Annotated in this window: 18 protein-coding genes, 2 tRNA genes and 1 other RNA gene; 10 read left to right on the plus strand and 11 right to left on the minus strand. The window is 23.8% G+C overall.

All coding sequences use genetic code 11. From position 1 onward, the window contains the following. Window positions 1-39: 39 nt before the first annotated feature. Window positions 40-1,053: a tRNA (adenosine(37)-N6)-threonylcarbamoyltransferase complex transferase subunit TsaD gene (tsaD, locus tag D9V78_RS00230; protein WP_158350270.1), complete on the plus strand. Its 1,014-nt coding sequence runs from the start codon at window positions 40-42 to the stop codon at window positions 1,051-1,053. A gap of 4 nt (window positions 1,054-1,057) precedes the next feature. On the opposite strand, the gene ribB is transcribed toward tsaD, so the two are convergent. From ribB to D9V78_RS00250, 4 genes are all read right to left on the minus strand, one after another. Continuing rightward, entirely contained in the window at window positions 1,058-1,711 is a 654-nt protein-coding gene (gene ribB / locus D9V78_RS00235) for a 3,4-dihydroxy-2-butanone-4-phosphate synthase (RefSeq protein WP_158350272.1), read from the minus strand. 144 nt (window positions 1,712-1,855) lie between these two features. After that, window positions 1,856-2,359 (minus strand): PTS glucose transporter subunit IIA, encoded by a 504-nt coding sequence (gene crr / locus D9V78_RS00240; RefSeq protein ID WP_158350274.1) that lies wholly within the window; start codon window positions 2,357-2,359, stop codon window positions 1,856-1,858. A gap of 50 nt (window positions 2,360-2,409) precedes the next feature. Continuing rightward, window positions 2,410-4,122, minus strand: coding sequence for a phosphoenolpyruvate-protein phosphotransferase PtsI (ptsI, locus tag D9V78_RS00245; protein ID WP_158350276.1), 1,713 nt, complete (start codon window positions 4,120-4,122; stop codon window positions 2,410-2,412). 158 nt (window positions 4,123-4,280) lie between these two features. Further along, window positions 4,281-4,538 carry an HPr family phosphocarrier protein gene (locus tag D9V78_RS00250; protein WP_158350278.1) on the minus strand — a complete coding sequence of 86 codons (258 nt, stop codon included), beginning with the start codon at window positions 4,536-4,538 and terminating at the stop codon, window positions 4,281-4,283. A gap of 360 nt (window positions 4,539-4,898) precedes the next feature. On the opposite strand from D9V78_RS00250, the gene ligA reads away from it, so the two are divergent. After that, window positions 4,899-6,917 (plus strand): NAD-dependent DNA ligase LigA, encoded by a 2,019-nt coding sequence (ligA, locus tag D9V78_RS00255; protein WP_158350280.1) that lies wholly within the window; start codon window positions 4,899-4,901, stop codon window positions 6,915-6,917. Between the two features lie 15 nt (window positions 6,918-6,932). On the opposite strand, the gene D9V78_RS00260 is transcribed toward ligA, so the two are convergent. Both D9V78_RS00260 and D9V78_RS00265 read right to left on the minus strand, forming a co-directional pair. Next, a tRNA-Lys gene (locus D9V78_RS00260) sits at window positions 6,933-7,006 on the minus strand. A gap of 5 nt (window positions 7,007-7,011) precedes the next feature. Further along, window positions 7,012-7,084: transfer RNA gene (locus tag D9V78_RS00265), tRNA-Val, on the minus strand. Window positions 7,085-7,230: 146 nt separating this feature from the next. Here D9V78_RS00265 and gltX point away from each other — a divergent pair. The 5 genes from gltX to D9V78_RS00290 all read left to right on the plus strand — a co-directional run bounded on the left by gltX (window position 7,231) and on the right by D9V78_RS00290 (window position 13,728). Then, entirely contained in the window at window positions 7,231-8,640 is a 1,410-nt protein-coding gene (gene gltX, locus D9V78_RS00270) for a glutamate--tRNA ligase (RefSeq protein ID WP_158350282.1), read from the plus strand. A gap of 304 nt (window positions 8,641-8,944) precedes the next feature. Beyond that, a complete protein-coding gene (fliF, locus tag D9V78_RS00275) occupies window positions 8,945-10,093 on the plus strand; it encodes a flagellar basal-body MS-ring/collar protein FliF (protein ID WP_187306108.1) in 1,149 nt (382 codons plus the stop codon). A gap of 1,489 nt (window positions 10,094-11,582) precedes the next feature. Next, a complete protein-coding gene (fliP, locus tag D9V78_RS00280; protein WP_158350287.1) occupies window positions 11,583-12,653 on the plus strand; it encodes a flagellar type III secretion system pore protein FliP in 1,071 nt (356 codons plus the stop codon). 32 nt (window positions 12,654-12,685) lie between these two features. Then, a complete protein-coding gene (locus D9V78_RS00285; RefSeq protein ID WP_187306109.1) occupies window positions 12,686-12,964 on the plus strand; it encodes a flagellar biosynthetic protein FliQ in 279 nt (92 codons plus the stop codon). 2 nt (window positions 12,965-12,966) lie between these two features. Then, complete coding sequence (locus D9V78_RS00290; RefSeq protein ID WP_158350291.1) at window positions 12,967-13,728, plus strand: flagellar biosynthetic protein FliR; 762 nt, start codon at window positions 12,967-12,969, stop codon at window positions 13,726-13,728. Window positions 13,729-13,777: 49 nt separating this feature from the next. On the opposite strand, the gene rpmG is transcribed toward D9V78_RS00290, so the two are convergent. The 5 genes from rpmG to rsmI all read right to left on the minus strand — a co-directional run bounded on the left by rpmG (window position 13,778) and on the right by rsmI (window position 16,434). Next, complete coding sequence (rpmG, locus tag D9V78_RS00295; protein WP_158350293.1) at window positions 13,778-13,945, minus strand: 50S ribosomal protein L33; 168 nt, start codon at window positions 13,943-13,945, stop codon at window positions 13,778-13,780. A gap of 19 nt (window positions 13,946-13,964) precedes the next feature. Beyond that, entirely contained in the window at window positions 13,965-14,180 is a 216-nt protein-coding gene (gene rpmB, locus D9V78_RS00300) for a 50S ribosomal protein L28 (RefSeq protein ID WP_158350295.1), read from the minus strand. A 70-nt stretch (window positions 14,181-14,250) separates the two neighbouring features. Then, window positions 14,251-14,790 carry an inorganic diphosphatase gene (gene ppa / locus D9V78_RS00305; protein WP_158350296.1) on the minus strand — a complete coding sequence of 180 codons (540 nt, stop codon included), beginning with the start codon at window positions 14,788-14,790 and terminating at the stop codon, window positions 14,251-14,253. 408 nt (window positions 14,791-15,198) lie between these two features. Beyond that, an RNA gene (gene rnpB / locus D9V78_RS00310) (RNase P RNA component class A) lies at window positions 15,199-15,550 on the minus strand. A 29-nt stretch (window positions 15,551-15,579) separates the two neighbouring features. Beyond that, window positions 15,580-16,434: a 16S rRNA (cytidine(1402)-2'-O)-methyltransferase gene (gene rsmI, locus D9V78_RS00315; RefSeq protein ID WP_158350298.1), complete on the minus strand. Its 855-nt coding sequence runs from the start codon at window positions 16,432-16,434 to the stop codon at window positions 15,580-15,582. Window positions 16,435-16,567: 133 nt separating this feature from the next. Here rsmI and D9V78_RS00320 point away from each other — a divergent pair, with 133 nt between their 5' ends. The 3 genes from D9V78_RS00320 (at window position 16,568) to tkt (ending at window position 20,886) form a co-directional block, all read left to right on the plus strand. Continuing rightward, window positions 16,568-17,761, plus strand: a complete 1,194-nt coding sequence (locus tag D9V78_RS00320) for a beta-ketoacyl synthase N-terminal-like domain-containing protein (protein WP_158350300.1) — start codon at window positions 16,568-16,570, stop codon at window positions 17,759-17,761. A 114-nt stretch (window positions 17,762-17,875) separates the two neighbouring features. Continuing rightward, entirely contained in the window at window positions 17,876-18,826 is a 951-nt protein-coding gene (tal, locus tag D9V78_RS00325) for a transaldolase (protein ID WP_158350303.1), read from the plus strand. A 38-nt stretch (window positions 18,827-18,864) separates the two neighbouring features. Beyond that, window positions 18,865-20,886 carry a transketolase gene (gene tkt, locus D9V78_RS00330; protein ID WP_158350305.1) on the plus strand — a complete coding sequence of 674 codons (2,022 nt, stop codon included), beginning with the start codon at window positions 18,865-18,867 and terminating at the stop codon, window positions 20,884-20,886. Window positions 20,887-20,916 lie beyond the last annotated feature (30 nt).

Consider the following 20,916-nt stretch of genomic DNA (forward strand, 5'->3'; position numbering starts at 1 on the left):
AAAATACTGTAATAAATATTTTTTACATATGGATTATATATGAGAATTTTAGGTATTGAAACTTCTTTCGATGATACAGGAGTAGCTGTTTATGATAGTAAATTAGGGCTATTGATCAATGAGATACGTCATCAAGATAAAATACATAGTAAGTATGGTGGTGTAGTTCCCGAATTAGCATTTCGAGAATATATTTATCAAGTTGCTCCATTAGTTCAGTATGTAATAAAAAAAAAAAATATTTCTTTTAATAGTATTGATGGTATTGCATATACTGCTGGTCCAGGTTTATCTGGATCTTTGTTAATTGGATCAGCAATTAGTTGTGCGTTAGCTTATGCAGGTGAAATACCTGTGATTCCAGTAAATCATATGGAAGGACATTTACTATCTCCAATGATTGAAAATAATAATATGAAATTTCCTTTTATTGGTTTATTAGTTTCTGGTAAACATACGCAATTAATTAATGCATGTAAATTTGGACAATATGAAATTTTAGGACAAACATTAGATGATGCTGTAGGGGAAGTATTTGATAAAATTGCTCATGCGTTACATTTAGGATACCCTGGTGGGTATGCATTATCAAAATTTGCTCAGAAAGGGAATTTGGGTAATTTTGTTTTTCCTAAACCTATGAAATGTAGTTTAAATTTTAATTTTAGTTTTTCAGGTTTAAAAACATTTACTTTAAACCTTATTAGAAGATATATAAATAATATGCAAGCTTTATATGATATTGCCTGTGAATTTGAGTATACTATATTTGATATTCTAATATATAAGGCTATTCAAGCTTTACAAATGACTGGATATACACGTTTAGTTGTTGCTGGCGGAGTAAGTGCGAATTATAAATTTATTAGTTTATTAAAAAATAAGATAGGATTAGATAATATAGAATTATATTTTCCCAGTATAAATTTTTGTACCGATAATGCTGCTATGATTGCATATGTAGGAATGATGCATTTGAAATTAAATACATATATTAAAAGAAAAAATATTTTTATTGATCCTAAGTGGTCTATTGATAATATTGTAAAATAAAAATTTATTTATTATGTATATTATACTTTGTTAAATATAGTATGATATCATCAATGGTAAGTACAGGCATATTATTTAATTTTGAAAATTTTATTATATCTTTTATTTGTGCCATACTACCATCTTTATTTGTTAATTCACAGATTACACTCATAGGTTTAAATCCTGCTAGACGCATTAATGTAATCGATGCTTCTGTATGTCCTGGTCGTAATAATATACCTCCGGTATGTGCACATATTGGAAAAATGTGTCCTGGTCGGTTAAAATCAGATGGTTGAGCTTGGTCTGGAAGTGCAGTTTTTATTGTTGTTAATCTATCTTTTGCAGATACACCGGTGGAAACTCCGTATGCGGCTTCAATACTAATTGTAAACCCTGTATTATAAACGCTAGTATTTTTTTTTACCATCATTGGTAAATCTAATTTTTTTCTTTTTTTTTCTGTAATACATAAACAAACAATACCACTACCGTAGCGAATTGCTAAAGCCATTTGTTGTATTGTCATATTTTCACAAGAAAATACTAAATCGCCTTCGTTTTCTCTATTTTTGTTATCAATGAGAATTATTCCTTGATGTGATTGTAATGCTGTAATTGCTTTTTCTATGCGTTTTTTATAATTTCCAAATATGGATAATACATGTTTATGCATAAATACCTTCATTTGTAGTAATTTATAAATATTTTAATTATATAAAGTTATTTTTTTTTAAATTTTTTTGTATCATTGCATACATTCATCTTACGTTTGTAAAACGGTACTTTTATTTCATTGTACCGTTTTGAAATTTTTTATTTATATTGTAATTTGCATGATAGGTGTTTTTCCCGAATGTACTACCCCTGAATATTTTTTTATTTTTTTTATTTTTTCTATATTTGATATAATAATTGGTGTTAAAATAGATTTTGCTTTTTCTTTTAAAAAGTCTAAATCATATTCAAGAATCACATCACCAATATTTACTTTTTGATTGTCTTGAGCAATTTTTTTAAATCCTTTTCCATTTAATAAAATTGTATCAATTCCAAAATGTACAAACATTTCTATTTTTTCTGATGAAATGATAGAAAAAGCATGCATAGTATTAAAAATTTTTCCGATAATACCTTTTATTGGTGCAACGATTCTTTTTCCTGTTGGTTGAATTGCTATACCGTCACCAACAATTTTTTTTGAAAAAACATCATCAGGAACAGATTTAAGATCTACTATTTTTCCTGAAATTGGAGCAAAAATATTTATTTTCTTTGATGATATATTATATTTTTTTTTAAAAAAATTAGATAATAAGTTCATAATGTATACTTAATTTTTATATTTTTTTGAATTAAATGAAAATATTTTACCTATAAAACAAAATTATTTATTATATGCATTATCTCTTGAGTAGTATTTTTTTTTAATATTGTACATGATAATTCTTTGGCTTTTTTTAGTGTAGTTTGTCGAATGATTTTTTTAATTTTAGGTATACATGATGCGTTCATACTAAATTCATTTAATCCCATACCTAATAATAATATAGCGGCTTTTTCATTACCTGCAAGTTCTCCACACATACCTGTCCATTTTCCTACTGCATGTGATGCATGAATAACTTTTTGTATTAATTTTAAAACAGAAGGATGCATTGGATTATATAGATGTGAAATAAGATCATTACGACGATCTACAGCTAAAGTATACTGAGTTAAATCATTTGTACCAATACTAAAAAAATCTACTTCTTGAATTAAATATTTTGCAATAATTGCAGAGGCAGGTGTTTCGATCATAATTCCAATTTTTATATTTTTGTCAAATAATATTTTTTTTTTATTTAATATATATTGTATTTTTTTTATTTCATATTTTAATTCTTGGATTTCTTCTACTGAAATGATCATAGGAAATAATATTCTTAATTTTCCAAATTGTGATGCTCTAATTATTGCTTTAAGTTGCGTGCGTAAGATATCTTTTTTATCCAATCCAATTCTAATGGCTCTCCATCCCAAAAATGGATTTTCTTCTTTTGGAAATTTCATATATGGAATTTCTTTATCTCCTCCAATATCCATTGTACGAATAATCACCGGTTGGTTTTTCATAATAATTGCAGCTTTTTTATATTCATGGAATTGTTCTTCTTCAGATGGTAATTCTGTACGTCCCATAAATAAAAATTCTGTTCTATATAATCCAATAGATTGTGTACCATATTTTTTTGCGTTTATAATATCTTGTATATTACTAACATTAGCGCTAATTTCTACTGTATATTGATCAATTGTTGTTGCTGATAAATTTATGAATTTTTTTAATTTTTTCTTTTTATTTAAATATTTTTTTTGGTATACTTTAAAGGTATCGATTATATTTTTTTTAGGATTAATCAATATTTGATTATTAATACCATCTAGTATTATAAAATCTCCATCTTTTATTTTTTGAGTAATATTACCTGTACCAACAATAGCAGGTATTTCTAATGATCGAGCCATAATTGATGTATGTGCTGTTTCTCCTCCTAAATTGGTAATAAATCCTTTTATATATTTAAAATTCATTTGAGCTGTTTCAGATGGTGTAAGATCATTTGCAACTAATATAATTTGTTCATTAATATTTTTTAATTCTGTTTTTTTTACATGTAATATATTTTTTAGCCATCGGTTTCCGATATCCCGGATATCTATAGCTCGATTTTGCATATATGTATTATTTATTTTTTTTATTTTCTGTATTTGATTGGTAATACTTTTTTCGATTGCATAAGCAGCAGTATAATGTTTATTTTGAATTAATGTAATAATTTCTTTTTCTAGTTCAATGTCTTCTAAAATCATAATATGTCCATCAAAAATTTCTAATTCTTTTTGATGGAAATTTTTTTTTGATTTTTTTTGTATATTTTTTAATTCTTGAATAGATATATTTTTTGATTCAAATAATTTTTTTATTTCAGTTTCAATATTTTTTTGTTGAATATTTTTTTCTTTTATCACAATAGTTTCAGTCTGTAGTAAAAGTGCTTTACCGTATGCGATGCCTGGTGATGCCAAAATACCTGAAATCATAATGTTACCTTTAATTGTAATATAACAGTATCATTTATTTTAATTGAAGATATATTGCTAGTATCAAGCAAGAAATTATTAAAAGATATTTTCATTTTTTGATTTCAAAGATATTTCTATATTAAATAATAAATGATATTTATATATTAAATATATATTTATTTTAATTTCTTTAAAAATTGTATTAAATATTCTACAGATTGTACTTCGTCTATACCATTTGCTGTAATAGTTATGGAGTTATTTTGTGTTAAATCGAGAGTTTGTAATTGAAATAAACTTTTTGCATTAGCAGATATTTTGTTTGATGTTACAGTAATATCGGACTTAAATTTTTGTGCAGATTTGACAAACTTTGCAGCTGGTCTAGTATGTAATCCATTTGGAGTTGTAATAATTACATTTTTTTGAAACATATGTTATATGCCTGTATTTTATTAAAATAATGTTTTATTATTGAAATGGTGTTATGTTTTTATAAGTGAAATATGTAAAATGTTAATTTTTGAATCAATTGTCTATAATATTTATTATAATTTTTTTGGTAAAATTTTCAGATTATAAGATATGTAATAAATATAAAAATTTTAAATTGTTTAGATACTATATCTTATATATGATATATTGTTTTATATTTATTTTAATTTAGAAACATAAATTTAATAATATGATTTTTTTATTTTAACAGTATTTTTTATGTATGTAATTTTTAAGATATTCGTTATTTATAATTACACTATAATTATTAAATTAATATACCTTTTATTGCTTAATGTATGAATGTTATAAAAAAAAAAATATTTTATTTATATAAATTATTGCATTATCATGATTATTTATATCACACATTAAATATGCCAATTATTTCTGATACAGAGTATGATTTTTTATCAAATAAATTGTATATTTTAAAGAATAAATATGTACAGTTATATTACGTAGTTAAAAAAACTTTTTTTAAATCAACAAGATTGAATATTATAAAAAAAAATAGCCATTTTACTCGCATGTTATCTTTAGATCACACATTTGATATTAATGGCTATATGAAATTTCATCAGAATATAAGAAATCGTTTTAACCATTTGAATATTAATTTTTTTTGTGAAGTAAAGTTTGATGGTGTAGCATTAAACTTGTTATATAGAAAAGGTAAATTAGTACGTGCATTAACTAGAGGTGATGGAGTATCTGGAGAGGATGTTACTAAAAATGCATACGTAGTAAATAATATTCCTCTAGTACTGAAAGGTATAAAAGAAATACCAGAATTAATTGAAGTGCGTGGTGAAGTATGTATGTTAAAAAAAGATTTCTTGCAATTTAATTCTATTGCTTTAAAGAATAATGATAAATTTTTTTCTAATACAAGAAATGCGGCAGCTGGATCATTGAGACAGAAAAATATCTCTATTACTAAAAAAAGAAAATTATTTTTTTATTGCTATGGTTGTAATATTATTTCAAACTTTAAAGAATATGAAACTCATTCTAAACAATTAAATATGTTATATAATTTAGGATTTTCTATCAGTCCATATATTTTATTATCTCATAAATTAAATAATATTTTAAAGTTTTATTATTTAATGGAAAAGGTAAGAAATTTTTTATCATTCAATATTGATGGTATTGTTGTAAAAGTAAATTCCATAGCACGACAAAATATACTTGGTATAACTAATAAATTTCCTAAATGGGCAATAGCAATAAAATTTTTATCTAAATCTGAAAAAACAAGATTATTAAATGTGGAATATCAAATCGGAAGAACTGGTTTAATTACTCCAGTTGCTCATTTAGAACCTATACTAATATCAGGGGTAATTATTCAAAAAGCATCATTATATAATAAAAATGAATTGGATAAATTAGATCTACATATTTATGATACAGTGATAGTTTATCGAGCAGGAGATGTAATTCCGAAAATTCAATCTACTGTTTTACATTTACGACCAAAAAATGCTAAAAAAGTTATATTTCCTAAATATTGTCCTTCTTGTTTTTCTTTATTACATATCCATCATAGTAATGTGATAGCACAATGTTTAGCAGGGTTGAATTGTTTAGCGCAAAGAATTAAAATCATAGGACATTTCTTTTCTAAAGATGCATTGTATGTTGAAAATTTTAGTTTAGGTATTATTACTCAATTAGTTTTACAAAAATATATTAAGATACCGTTAGATTGTTTTCAATTAACTATTAATTTATTATCAGGGTTAAAATATTTTGGAGTGAAATCTGCTACTAAAATTATTTTTGGATTACAAAAATGTAAAAAAACTACTTTGAGTAGATTTATTTATGCATTAGGTATACCAGAAATTGGTTTAGAAAATGCTGAGATTATTGCTACATATTTTGGTTCTTTAAGTAATGTTTTAAATTGTACATTGCATCAATTAAAAAAAATTAAAAATATTGGTGTTATTTGTGCTAATTATTTTTTTGATTTTATACGTTCTAAAAAAAATATATTATATATTATGCAGTTAGTTCAAATCGGGGGAATTATATTATCTAGCGATGAAAATAAATTATTTTATAATAAAAATAATGTTTTATTTAATAAAAAAATTGTTGTAACTGGTAAATTTATAAATTTTAATCGACAACAAATTATAGATAAAATCGTTTCTTTCGGTGGTGTTATTATGAAAAATATTTCTTCAAAAACTAATTTATTAATTGTGGGAAGTAATCCGGGTAATAAAGTACATCGTGCTATACATTTTGATGTGAAAATGATTTCAGAGGGTGAGTTGTTTGATATTTTTCAAATAGTATAATGTAAATGAGATATTTGGGTCGTGCAGGATTTGAACCTGCGACCAATTGATTAAAAGTCAACTGCTCTACCGGACTGAGCTAACGACCCTTAATTGGGTAATGACGGATTCGAACCGCCGACTTCCTCCGTGTAAAGGAGGCGCTCTACCAACTGAGCTAATCACCCAAATATTATAACTTATGAAATAATTATAACGTTCAAAAAAAAATAGTCAACCAATTATGATATAATTGATATTAATATTTAAATTATAATATTGAAATTTTCTATTGAAATATTATTTTCATTAATTAACATAAGAAAAATATTACATGGATATTAAAACTCGTTTTGCTCCAAGTCCAACAGGTTTTTTACATATTGGTAGTGTGCGTACAGCGTTATATTCGTGGTTGTTTGCAAAACGTTATAATGGATCTTTTATTTTACGTATCGAAGATACAGATATTATACGTTCCGATAAAAATTATATAGAAAATATTTTAGATACATTACATTGGTTAGGTATAACATGGGATGAGGGGCCTTATTTCCAAAGTGAAAGATTAGAAGTGTATAGAAATAAAATAAATGAATTATTAGATTTAGGTCATGCATATAGGTGTTATTGTTCTACTCATCGATTAAAGAAGTTACGATTACAACAAATGATTGCTGGAGATAAACCCAGATATGATCGTAAATGTAGAGATCATACATATTCAATGCGTAAATCAAGTTATGTTATACGTTTCAAAAATCCATTACATGGAAAAGTTATTTTTCACGATCAAATTCGAGGGAAAATTATTTTTAAAAACTCAGAATTAGATGATCTGATTATTCAGCGTAGAAATGGTATGCCTACATATAATTTTTGTGTAGTAATAGATGATTTAGATATGAATATCACAGATGTTATTCGCGGGGAAGATCATATCAATAATACTCCACGACAGATTAATATTTTACAAGCATTAAATGTGAAAATTCCAAATTATGCACATGTTTCAATGGTAATTAACGATGATAAAAGTAATTTTTCCAAGCGAGATAACTCTCTTAATGTTTTAGAATATAAAAAGAGAGGTTTTTTATGTCAAGCGGTATTAAATTATTTAATAAAATTAGGATGGTCACATAAAGATCAAGAGATTTTTAATGTGTATGAAATGAAAGAATTATTTTCGTTACGTGCAATTAGTAAATCTCCTAGTACATTTAATGTAAAAAAATTATTATGGTATAATCAATATTATTTAAATAAATTATCTATCAATGATAGTTTAATTAATCAATTTATAGAACATTTAAAATCTTTTAATATATATTGTACTGATAATGTTTATTTATTTAAAATTATCAATTTTATGAGAAGTAGGTGTAATACTTTACAAGACTTGGTATTACAATCTCGGTTTTTTTTTGAACCAGTTAATAATGTTGATATGCAATTAGTACGAAAATATTTATTTGATCAATCTTATTATATATTAAAATATACATATTATAAGTTACAGAATTTAAATATTTGGGATACTATGAATATTACTACTTTACTAAAATATGTTGCTAAAAAATTTTCTGTATTATTAAAAAATATATGCATGCCGCTACGTATTGCAATTACTGGTTCAGATATTTCACCTAATGTAAGTGCAATTATGGAAATTTTTGGTAAAGAAAATACTTTACATCGATTAAAAAAATATTATCATTTTTTAAAAAAATGTAGTTTATAATTTTGTATATTGAGTATTTATGCTTTAGGTATTTATTCTTTCAATTTGAAATATATTACAAAGAATTGATAAAAATTTATGTTAAATTTTGTTATTTATGAAAAATAAAGTTATTTATAGTTATTTGTGATTATAATATGGTATACATTATTAGATATATAAATTGATATTTTTTTATTTTACAGTAATTTTTTTTATTTGACTAAATATTAATAATGTTCATATTATGCAAAAATATAATATTATTTCTAGTATAATAATTTAAGTATTTTTAAAAGTATATTATTTTTATTGGGACATGATTATGAATTCTAAATCTATAAATCATTCCAATCTATTAAAATCAAACTCACATTATCTTTCCAAGTTTTCTATTTGGAATAATTTAAATATATTTTTTTTAACTATATTGTTTTTTTTATCCATTTTTTTTATATTTTCATTTTTTTCAAGTCATGTACAATATCAGGTAGTATGTAATAAACTTTCCAGTGAAGATAGTTTTTTTATTATCTCTAAGTTAATTACGATGAAAATACCATATCATTATATTGTTGATTCAGGTGAATTATTAGTTCCTGAAAATGATATTCTAAAAGTATATTCTATGTTATTAACCGAAGGTTTACCTAAAAAAAAAAATTTAGGTTTTGAATTGATCGATCAAGAAAAATTTGGAATGAGTCCTTTACATGCACAAATTAATTATCAGCGTGCTTTAGAAGGTGAATTATCTCGATCGATCGAAACAATGCATTTTGTTAAAACAGCGCAAGTACATATTTCTTTTCCTGAAGCATCTTCTTTTGAAAAAAGAAATATATGTCCATCAGCTTCTGTTATTCTTGGTTTTAAAAATGGTAAGTGTTATAATTTTGTACAATGTCATGCAATTGCTGATTTAGTTGCTGCAAGCGTTCCTGGATTATTATCTAAAAATGTCATTATATTAGATGAACATGGTAATTATTTAAATAGGAAAAATATTTTTTTAAATCAAACACATAATTTGCAATGGTATACAGTACGTTCTTTGGAGCGTTATTTTTGTAAAAACATTACATATCTTCTAGAACCAATCATACAATTAAAGAATTTTCGTGTTCAAGTGCATATTTTTCAAGTTTCTGATATACATGTTTGTAAACATCAGTTTTTTTTTCATGACAATAAACAGAATATGTTGAATAATATATATATATATTTATTTTCTATGTTTAAAAAAAATGTTGATTTACAAATACAGTCAGGTCAAAAATATAATGGATCTGTATTAGTTTTAGTGAATTATTTAAAAAATAAAAATAATCAATTAGTACCGTTAAATACTTTTCAAATTGGTCAGATTAAAGGTTTAATTTCTATGATTACAAAATCTTTTAATGTTAATTTTAAAAGTATTAAGTTGATTAACATGAAATTTGATATGTATAAAAAATCTGATGTATTTTGATATTATAAATTATTTAAAAATATACCTAGTTATTTAACATATGGAATATTTATTTGTGCAATTGTTTTTTTTTGATAACATTATTACGTATATTCAATTTAAAATATATTAAAAATTTTGATTTATCAATTAATGTACATAAAAATTTTCATTTAGAGATTTTAAAAAATAATATTAATAATGTAGACGTAATGAATATTAAAAAATTTTTCAAAAAATATAAATCATTATGAAATTATAAAACATTTTGAAAATAATAATCCTAAATTCGTTACAACTATTTTTCAGTACTGGATGAATAAAAACAATAATTTTATTAAATTTATTATCAGTATAATTTAATGAATTTATATTATAGATATATTTTTTTACTACTATATTGATAAATTTATGATATATAAAATATTTTATATTTTTTATGTTTTATAAATTATTTTTTGATTAAATAATTGGTTTATCTTAAAAATATTTTCAATATAAATTATAAATTTTATAAAATATTTTACAAATAAAAAATTTTAAAATGGATAAAAAATGAAATGACATTTTAATGAAAATATTTTATATAAAAATAAATATTCACATATATTATTAATATTTTTTAATATTCAAATGATTTTTTATAATTTCATCTTATATTTTTGATATAGTTTATTATTTATTTTGATATTGTTAGTATTGACATCATGTAGATTACAAAACGAGGAAAATTTTCAGTACATTTATATGGTAATTACTTTTTATAACAGTAAAATTAATTTATGAAGAAAATATTTATTTTTTAATATTATTGATCTAGGATATTATATATTTTATTTAAAAATGATAAATATTCTATAATATATATAAATTTTTTATATGAATTTAGTTAATTGTTTTATAAAATTTTTTATTTTTTATAATATATACTTAAAAAATAAATAATATATAAGAAATGAATATTTATTTTCCATAAAATACTATGATTTTATTAATTATGTAACTGGTCAAAGATTTTTATGTATGATATTTATAAAGTATTTTATCTTGATCATATAAAAATATTTTTTATATTTTAACATAATTAAAGTGTGAATAGAAAACATACTTATATAGATTTATCCAATGAAAATATTTTATGGATATTTTTATAAATATAAATATAAATAATGAAAAAATGAAAAAATCAGTCATACAGTTTATATTATAAGTATATAAAATTTACGCATCGTATGTTTTGTAGTATAAAAATATAATAATATATAATTTGCTAATAAAAATATTATCTTAAAACGAAAATGAATTTTATTATAAAAATTAATCAACAAAAGATATCAGATATACAATTTTTGAAATAATATTCGGTTAATATGTTTGATATATTAATTTTTCAAATGCAATATAATATCAAATCATATTTTAATTTACAGAAAATAAGTATTTATCAATTTTTATATATAAACATAGTATTTGTATTATAAACGTTTTTTTAATGTAGTAATGTAAATTTATGAAAAATATACCTATCTTTGTTTATCAAAATTTTTTTTATGATCACGTGACTTGGATTAAAACTGTTGTTATATTTTCTTTAGTAATTTGGATTATAAAAAAAATATTTTTTATGTATAGTATGCATTATAATAATAAATGTATTAGATTAATATCATCTTTTAAAATTGACGCTAATAATAAAATTGTTATTTTAGAAATACAAGATGTAAAATTAGTTTTAGGTGTAACATTACGTAGTATAAATGTTTTATATACCTTTCCTGTTGTACGTAATGTAGTATATAAAAATGTCAAAAGTGATATATCGGTATATAATATATCTTATTTTAATAAAAAGTTATATCAATTGTTTATTTTTATAATATTTTTTTTGTATAGTTCTACCGTTTATGCAGCTGATTTTTCGCAATTAACACAGCATATTTTTTTTAATAATATATATCATTGGTCTTTTTCTACACAAGTTATTTTAATTACATGTAGTATAACATTATTATCGTTTTTTGTATTAATGACAACAAGTTTTACTAGAATTATTATTGTTTTAAGTTTATTAAGAAATGCTTTAGGAGTACCTTCTTTACCGCCTAATAAATTGTTAATTAGTATATCATTATGTTTAACATGTTTTATAATGTATCCAACTTATTATAGAGTATATCAAGAAGCATACTTACCTTTTTATACACATCAAATTTTAATGAAAGATGCAATTATGAAATCTATACAACCTATTTATGATTTTATGATACATCAGACACGTCAATCTGACTTATTGTCGTTTAGCAAGTTATTTAATATACAATTATTTCCAGATAAGATGATTCCGATACAATTGTTATTAATATCTTTTATTACTAGTGAATTAAAAACAGCATTTCAAATTGGATTTACTATCTTTATACCATTTTTAGTAATTGATTTATTTGTTGCAAGTATATTAATGTCATTAGGAATGATGATGTTGACTCCAAATACAATTTCATTACCGATAAAATTAATATTATTTGTCATCGTAGATGGATGGAAATTAATTTTTTCTTCCTTAGTACATAGTTTTTATTAGTTAGATTTTATTTTTTGATCATGAAGGTGTTTATGCAGCCTGTATTTTTAGAAAATTTATTTTATGAATCACTAAAATTGTTATGTTTTATTTCTTTACCTATATTATTATCTTTGCTATTTGTAGGTTTATTTTTTAATATATTTCAAAAAATTACATCAATTAATGAACAGGCATTATCTTTTGTTCCAAAAATTATTACAATATGTCTTATATTCACATTTTTTGGAGCATGGATTTTAAATTTAATTGTTCATTACATGGAATATGTTTTTAACAATATATCATCTGCTATTTTTTGTACATTATAGATATGGATAATAATTATTTATTTTTGATATGCAGTAAGTTTATTTTTATTTTTGTAAGAGTATTGTTAATAATATATATGGTTCCAATGATCACAGATGTTCTGGTGGATTATTGGTTGAAATTTTTTTTATCTGTTTTATTAAGTATTTTAGTTTTTTCTATTACACCATGTGCAGAAAATACATTATTTTCACATGATAGTGTTATATTTTTATTAAAACAAGTTTGTATTGGTTGGTTTTTAGGTATTATTATTCAATCAATTTTTTTATTTATTACATATGCCGGTGAAATTTTATGTGTACAAATTGGTTTATATAATACAAATGATTGTTTTAGTAATTCTTTTTCAAATGTTTCAATTATTACAAAGATTTTTAATTGTTTTTTATTGTTGTTATTTTTATCATATGATGGTCATTTATGGATATTATATTTTATTATTAAAAGTTTTAATATATTTCCTTTATTTAGTAACACATTTAATGTTAATATGTTTTTAGTAGTTTTTAAAATATTACATATATCTTTTGTTAATGGTATAACTTTAATATTTCCAATTATAATATTATTATTTTTAATAAATATTTTGGTTGGTATAATGTTTAGATTATCACCGTATATTTCTAGATATTTAACTGGGTTATCTTTATTTTATTTTGCAACGATATTTTTTTTATTTTTTTTTAATACTATTTTTTTTTCAGTTTTAATATTTTTATTAAAAAAAATTTTACATTTAATGGTAATAATATTTTCATAAAAATATACTATAAATATTTAGAATACTAATATAGTATATTTTATACTTTTTATTTAATTTTTGTTTCTTGATAGAGAACATGTTTTCTTTTAATTGGGTCATATTTCTTTAATTGTATTTTATTTTTTTTAGATCCTTTATTTTTTGTAGTAGTATAAAAATGTTTAGTTCCAGCCGAAGATAATAATTTAATTTTTTCTCTTTTACTCTTAGCCATTTATTTTTTTCCTATATTACTATTTTAATTTTAAAAAATTTTCAATTCCTATTTTATCGATTATTTTTATTTCCTTAGCAGAGATTCTGATTTTAATAAATTTTTTTTTTATAGGCATCCATAATTTACGATATTGTAAATTGGGAAGAAATTTTTTTTTCGTAGCATTTAGTGCATGTGATCGATTATTACCAAACATTGGTTTTTTTTTAGTAATCATACACATTGTATTCATAATATATCCTTCTATTTTTTTTGATTTATTAATTACATATCAATATATTATTAATTACTTTAATATGATTTTATTTTTTATGATATGTTAAATATTTTTCAATCGACTGTGTGATTTGTGATTTTGCAGATTTAGTATTTTCAAATCCAATAATTTTTACCCATTTTTTTTTTTCTAAATCTTTATAATGTTGAAAAAAATGTGTGATTTGTGTTTTATAATCTATAGATAGATCGTCAATATCTTGTATGTTTTTGTAATCAGAACAAATTTTTTTATGTGGAACAGCTATAATTTTATTATCTGTACCAGATTCGTCAACCATACTTAACATTCCTATGGGACGACACCGGATAACACAACTAAATTGCAGTTTATATGGAACAGGAATTAATACATCTAATGGGTCACCATCATCAGATAATGTTTGATTAATGTAACCATAATTGCATGGATAAAACATAGCCGTCGGTATAAATCGATCAACAAATAAATTATTTGTTTTTTTATCTATCTCATATTTTATAGGATATGATTGATATGGTATTTCAATAATAACATATATATCATGCGGGATATTTTTACCTGCAGGAACATTTTTTAAGTTCATAGGATTTTATTTTTATTAATTATATTTTTAAATCAATTATATTTATATTATTAATTTGTTATAAGTTGTATAGTATCAATAGAATCATGTATTATTTTATTTATTTAAAGAAAATTTTTTATTTTTAGGTTGTTATATATTTTACAATTTTTAAAAATAATGAATATTTTATATTTATTATATTAATGATATATTGATATTTTAAATAATAAATATTATATAATATTTAGAGAATATTTCATTGAAATATTTTTTATTTCAAACATAATTTATATTATAAATATTATTTTTTGTTGTTTTATATAAAACTAGATAGAAATTATTTATATCTTTGCTTCTTTGATATAATATATTTATATTGTAACAAATATTTTCAAGATATTTTGAACAAAAGTTATATTATATGTATACAACAGTTGACCTATAAGCCGGGTTCTGTATTTGACAGTCATTTATCTAGACTAATAATCACTTATTAGTTCAAGCGGTTTACCCGAATAATATATACGAGCAGTATTTTTATTCTGTTTAACCTTGCTCCGAGTGGAGTTTACATTGCCATATTTATTACTAAATATGCGGTGTGCTTTTAACACGCCTTTTCACCCTTACTATGTATAAAAATAGCGGTATTTTTTCTGTTGTACTGTTCGTCAGAAATATTCTGCCCAGGTATTACCTGGCACTCTTGCTCTTGGAGCCCGGACTTTCCTCTGATTAATTGATTTTACTATTAAACAGCGACTGTCTGGTCAACTAGTTAAATTATAATTGATTTTATTTTTTTTGTCACTTTTTAAAATTTTCAATAATATATTTATAGATTTGATTTTTATGTATTTTGTATATATTAGTAGTTAATTGTATTGCCGTTTTTATTTTTACTTCTTTTAATAATATTGATAAAGTATGATGTATTTTTTTGGTTATAGTTTCTTTTTTTATTTTGATACCTTTAATTATAATGATCATTTCTCCTTTTTGTCTATTTGTTTGTTCTTTTAACCAAGAAAATATTTCTGTAGATGTTCCGTATTTAATTTGTTCCCATTTTTTTGTTATTTCTTTTGCTAATACTATAATTCTATTATTTCCGAGGCACATCATTATATCTTGTATACTTTGTAAAATTCTATGACATGATTCATAAAATATAGTTGTTTCTTTTCTGTATTTTATTTTGGTTAATAGTTTTTTTCTTAAACATATTTTTTTTGGAAGAAAACCTTGATAGTAAAAATTATTTCCAGAAATTCCTGATACACTTAAAGCAGCAATTAATGCGCAAGGACCAGGAATAGAAACAACTGTGATATTATTTTTATGACAAGATTTAATTAAGTGATATCCCGGGTCATGTATTGTAGGTGTTCCTGCATTAGAAACTAATGCTATATCTTTTGTATGTAATAAATTAAGCATTTTATTTGTAATATGATGTTCGTTATATTTATGTAACGATATGGTTGTATTTTTAATATTGAAATTTTTTAATAAATTTTTTGTATGTCGTGTATCTTCAGCTGCGATTAATGGTACTGTATGTAATATTTTTATTGCTCTATAAGTAATATCTTGCATATTACCAATGGGAGTTGCTACAACATATAAGATTCCGTTTTTTTGATTTTTATTTTTTTGCATATTTTATGATTTATTGTATAGTATTTTTATAAATGAGTTTGTTTTTTATTGTATAATATTATTTATTTTTTTAATGTTTTTAGTTTTTATATTTTTTTTCAATATCATGTTATATTATTTAGGAATAACTTTAGTGAAAAGAGTTGTGATTACAGGTTTTGGTATCATTTCTAGTATTGGAAATGATAAAAATACAGTCTTATCTTCTTTAAAAAAATCAAAATCAGGTATTGTTTTTTCAAAAAAAATGAAAGATTTTGGTATGAAAAGTCATGTTTGGGGAAAAATAAATTTAGAAATTAAAAACATTCGTCGTAATTTTTTCAGATTTATGAATTATGCATCAATTTATGCTTATTTTGCTATGAAACAAGCTATTCATGATTCTTTATTAAATAAACAAAAATACCAAAATAATTATCGTATTGGTGTAATTTCAGGTATTGGATGTAATTTTTTTAGAGAAAATCTTTATTCTATAAATACAAAAAAAACTCCTTATTTTCTAATGAAAAATATGCATTCTAATATTTCTGCGTGTTTGTCTACTTTTTATAAAATACGTGGTATTAGTTATTCTATTAGTGCAGCCTGTTCAACTGCATTAAATTGTATTAATGATGCAGTTAGATTAATTAAGCATGGTTATCAAGATATTATATTTGCTGGAGGTGCTGAAGAAGTAAGTTGTGAATTAGCTGCGCATTTTGATAGAATTAATGCTCTTTCTAAAAGATATAATGCTTTTCCTAGTCAAGCATCACGTCCATATGATATATATCGTGATGGTTTTGTTATTTCTGGAGGTGCCGGGATTATAGTATTAGAAGAATTAGAGCATGCATTATCTAGAAAAGCTCGAATTTATGCAGAGATTATTGGTTATGGTTCTGCGTCAGATGGTATAAATATGATTCGTCCTTCTGGATGTGGATTAACACAATCAATGAAATTAGCTATACAATCTTCTCAAAATGTACACATTGATTATATTAATACACATGGTACATCAACACAAGCTGGAGATTTAGTAGAATTAAAAGCTATTAAAGAAATTTTTAAAAATACTATACCATATATTTCTTCTACTAAGTCTATTACCGGTCATGCTTTGGGAGCATCAGGAGTGCAAGAAATTATTTATATTATTTTAATGATGTATAATAATTTTATTGCTCCTACTATAAATATTGATGTGATAGAACCATTTGCAAAAAAAATGAATATTATATCGAAAGTTAAATTATATAATATATTTGTTGCAATGTGTAACAGTTGTGGTTTTGGCGGTGTTAATGCATCGATTATATTAAAAAAATATAATTAATTTATATATATATGTGATATAATACAATTATTCATTTTTTTAAATATATAATTTTATAGTATAATATACTTTTATTAAATTGATATGATTAAACAATTGATAATAAGGATTAAAATGAATCAATTGAATGACTTAAAAAAATTTACAAGAATTGTTGTAGACAGTGGTGATATTTCAGAAATTAGTGCATATAAACCAAGTGATGCAACAACAAATCCATCGTTAATATTAAAGACAATTTTTATTCCTGGATATAAAAAGTTAATACAAGATGCTATTCATTATGGTAAACAACATGGACGTTCTGAAAAGGATAAAATTATATATGCCAGTGATAAAATTGTAGTTAATATCGGCGCCGAAATATTAAAGCATATACCAGGAAGAGTTTCAAGTGAAATAGATGCTAGAATATCTTTTGATCAATTTTTATGTATTGAAAAAGCTAAAAGAATCATTAATATGTATGAAGATTTAGGTATATCTCGATCAAAAGTATTAATTAAATTAGCTGCAACTTGGGAGTGTATTCAAGCTGCACGTGAATTAGAAAAAGATAATATTAATTGTAATTTAACACTATTATTTTCATTTGCACAAGCTAAAGCATGTGCTGAAGCAAATGTATTTCTTATTTCACCGTTTGTGGGAAGAATTTATGATTGGTATTATGAGAATAAATTAATCGAGAAGTACCATTCAAGTATTGACCCAGGTGTTTTATCTGTTAAAAAGATATATTCATATTATAAGAAACATAATTATAAAACTATTATTATGGGTGCAAGTTTCCGTAATATAGAACAAATTTTGGAATTATCTGGTTGTGATTGTTTGACAATTTCTCCTGTTTTATTAGAAAAATTACAAAATAATTCTAATAGAGTTACTAGAAAATTGATTCCTAGCGATAGAATTATAAAGCCTACATCTTGTTTAACGGAACCTAATTTTAGATGGGAACATAATCAAGATCGTATGGCTGTTGAAAAATTATCAGAAGGAATACGTCAATTTAGTCTTGATCAGGAAAAATTAGAAAAAATATTATATTCAATGTTTTAGAATAACTTTATTGTTCATTTACTATACAGGAATTAGAGATGTGTTCTAGGATAGCGTTAGCCAATGCAATTCGAGTTTTAAGTATCGATGCAGTGCAAAAAGCAAACTCTGGTCATCCCGGAGCATCTATGGGTATGGCTGATATAGCTGAGGTATTATGGAGAAGTTTTTTGCAATATAATCCAAATAATCCATATTGGGACAATAGAGATCGTGTTATTTTGTCTAATGGTCATGCCTCAGCGTTATTATATAGCGTATTACATTTAACAGGATATGATATATCAATAGATGATTTACAAGATTTTAGACAATTACACTCTAAAACTCCAGGTCATCCAGAAGTAGGATGTACTCCAGGAATTGAAGTTACTACTGGACCATTAGGTCAAGGATTAGCTTGCGGAGTTGGGATGTCTATTGCTGAAAAAATACTTGCATCGTACTTTAATCGACCACAATATAATATTGTAGATCATTATACTTGGATATTTGCAGGTGATGGTTGTTTAATGGAAGGTATTTCGCATGAAGCGTGTTCCTTAGCAGGTACCTGGAAATTAGGAAAATTAATTGTATTATATGATAGTAATAAAATTTCTATCGATGGTAATACTCGTAATTGGTTTAGTGATAATACTGAACAACGATTTCAATCATATAATTGGCATGTGATAAATAATGTAGATGGACACGATTCTAATTCTATTATTCAAGCTATGAAGATTGCTAAATCAGTGACTGATAAACCATCTATCATTATTTTTAATACTACTATCGGATTTGGTTCACCAAATAAATCTGGTACAGCGGAGGTTCATGGTGCACCATTAGGTGAAAAAGAAGTTATATTAACTAAAAAAAAATTAAATTGGAAATATCCTCCATTTTATATTCCAGATGAAATTTATGATCATTGGGATTTTCGTAATATTGGAAGTAAATTGGAAGAAAATTGGAATGCACTTTTCGCAAAATATAAAATAGATTATCCAGATTTATCAGCGGAATATACTCGTCGTATGTCTGGTTTATTACCTGTAGATTGGTCCAAGAAGTTATTACAGATTATTAAAAATGTTAAACATGACTATCCTATTGCTACACGTCAATCATCGCAAAACATTTTAGAAAATTTTGGTAAAATATTACCAGAATTGTTGGGTGGATCTGCAGATTTAGCTCCTAGTAACTTGACAATGTGGTCTGGTTCTGTTGCAATACATCAAAAAAAATCAGGTAATTATATTCATTATGGTGTACGTGAATTTGGTATGACTAGCATTGCTAATGGTATATCGCAACATGGTGGTTTTATTCCTTATACGGCTACTTTTTTAGTGTTTTCAGATTATTCCAAAAATGCGATTCGTATGTCTGCATTGATGGGTACTAGGCAAATCATGCTATATACACATGACTCAATTGGATTAGGAGAAGATGGACCCACACATCAACCGGTAGAGCAGTTATCTAATTTAAGATCTATACCAAACATGAGCGTTTGGAGACCTAGTGATACCTCAGAAACTTTTGTTGCTTGGAAGTTAGCTATAGAACGATATCAAGGTCCTACTGCTTTAGTATTATCACGACAGAACTTAGAACAAATATCACGTAATGAAAATCAGTTGCATAATATTGCTCGTGGTGGATATGTTTTAAGAAATTTCGGTAATACGATTGATATTATTTTTATTGCTACAGGTGCGGAAGTGCAGTTAGCAATTCTAGCTGCAAGTAAAATTTACGATTTAGGGTATGGTGTGCGTGTTGTTTCTATGCCATCAACTGATATTTTTGATAGTCAAGACGATGCTTATAAAAAATCAGTATTACCAAAAACAATTAAAAATCGTATTGCCATTGAAGCTGGAAAGTCTGATTTTTGGTATAAATATGTTGGTTATTCCGGTCTTATTTTCGGTATAGATAGATTTGGGGAATCTGCACCTGCAGGTGATTTATTTAAAAAATTTGGTTTTACAGTAAATAATATAGTGTGTAATGTAAAGAAATTTTTAGATGGTACCTTTTCTTCATATAAAATATATAAATAGTATAATATTTAACTAAGTTACTGAGTGGTG

The sequence above is a fragment of the Buchnera aphidicola (Sarucallis kahawaluokalani) genome, assembly GCF_005080725.1.
Lineage (GTDB): Bacteria > Pseudomonadota > Gammaproteobacteria > Enterobacterales > Enterobacteriaceae > Buchnera_L > Buchnera_L aphidicola_AF.

What these genes read in the sequence shown, in the direction of transcription:
- rpmB (WP_158350295.1), bottom strand. Translation starts at nt 14,180, where the DNA reads ATGAATACAATGTGTATGATTACTAAAAAAAAACCAATGTTTGGTAAT.
- fliF (WP_187306108.1), top strand. Translation starts at nt 8,945, where the DNA reads ATGAATTCTAAATCTATAAATCATTCCAATCTATTAAAATCAAACTCA.
- rpmG (WP_158350293.1), bottom strand. Translation starts at nt 13,945, where the DNA reads ATGGCTAAGAGTAAAAGAGAAAAAATTAAATTATTATCTTCGGCTGGA.
- tsaD (WP_158350270.1), top strand. Translation starts at nt 40, where the DNA reads ATGAGAATTTTAGGTATTGAAACTTCTTTCGATGATACAGGAGTAGCT.
- ptsI (WP_158350276.1), bottom strand. Translation starts at nt 4,122, where the DNA reads ATGATTTCAGGTATTTTGGCATCACCAGGCATCGCATACGGTAAAGCA.
- D9V78_RS00250 (WP_158350278.1), bottom strand. Translation starts at nt 4,538, where the DNA reads ATGTTTCAAAAAAATGTAATTATTACAACTCCAAATGGATTACATACT.
- tkt (WP_158350305.1), top strand. Translation starts at nt 18,865, where the DNA reads ATGTGTTCTAGGATAGCGTTAGCCAATGCAATTCGAGTTTTAAGTATC.
- fliP (WP_158350287.1), top strand. Translation starts at nt 11,583, where the DNA reads ATGAAAAATATACCTATCTTTGTTTATCAAAATTTTTTTTATGATCAC.
- ribB (WP_158350272.1), bottom strand. Translation starts at nt 1,711, where the DNA reads ATGCATAAACATGTATTATCCATATTTGGAAATTATAAAAAACGCATA.
- rsmI (WP_158350298.1), bottom strand. Translation starts at nt 16,434, where the DNA reads ATGCAAAAAAATAAAAATCAAAAAAACGGAATCTTATATGTTGTAGCA.
- gltX (WP_158350282.1), top strand. Translation starts at nt 7,231, where the DNA reads ATGGATATTAAAACTCGTTTTGCTCCAAGTCCAACAGGTTTTTTACAT.
- ligA (WP_158350280.1), top strand. Translation starts at nt 4,899, where the DNA reads ATGAATGTTATAAAAAAAAAAATATTTTATTTATATAAATTATTGCAT.
- tal (WP_158350303.1), top strand. Translation starts at nt 17,876, where the DNA reads ATGAATCAATTGAATGACTTAAAAAAATTTACAAGAATTGTTGTAGAC.
- D9V78_RS00285 (WP_187306109.1), top strand. Translation starts at nt 12,686, where the DNA reads ATGCAGCCTGTATTTTTAGAAAATTTATTTTATGAATCACTAAAATTG.
- crr (WP_158350274.1), bottom strand. Translation starts at nt 2,359, where the DNA reads ATGAACTTATTATCTAATTTTTTTAAAAAAAAATATAATATATCATCA.
- D9V78_RS00290 (WP_158350291.1), top strand. Translation starts at nt 12,967, where the DNA reads ATGGATAATAATTATTTATTTTTGATATGCAGTAAGTTTATTTTTATT.
- ppa (WP_158350296.1), bottom strand. Translation starts at nt 14,790, where the DNA reads ATGAACTTAAAAAATGTTCCTGCAGGTAAAAATATCCCGCATGATATA.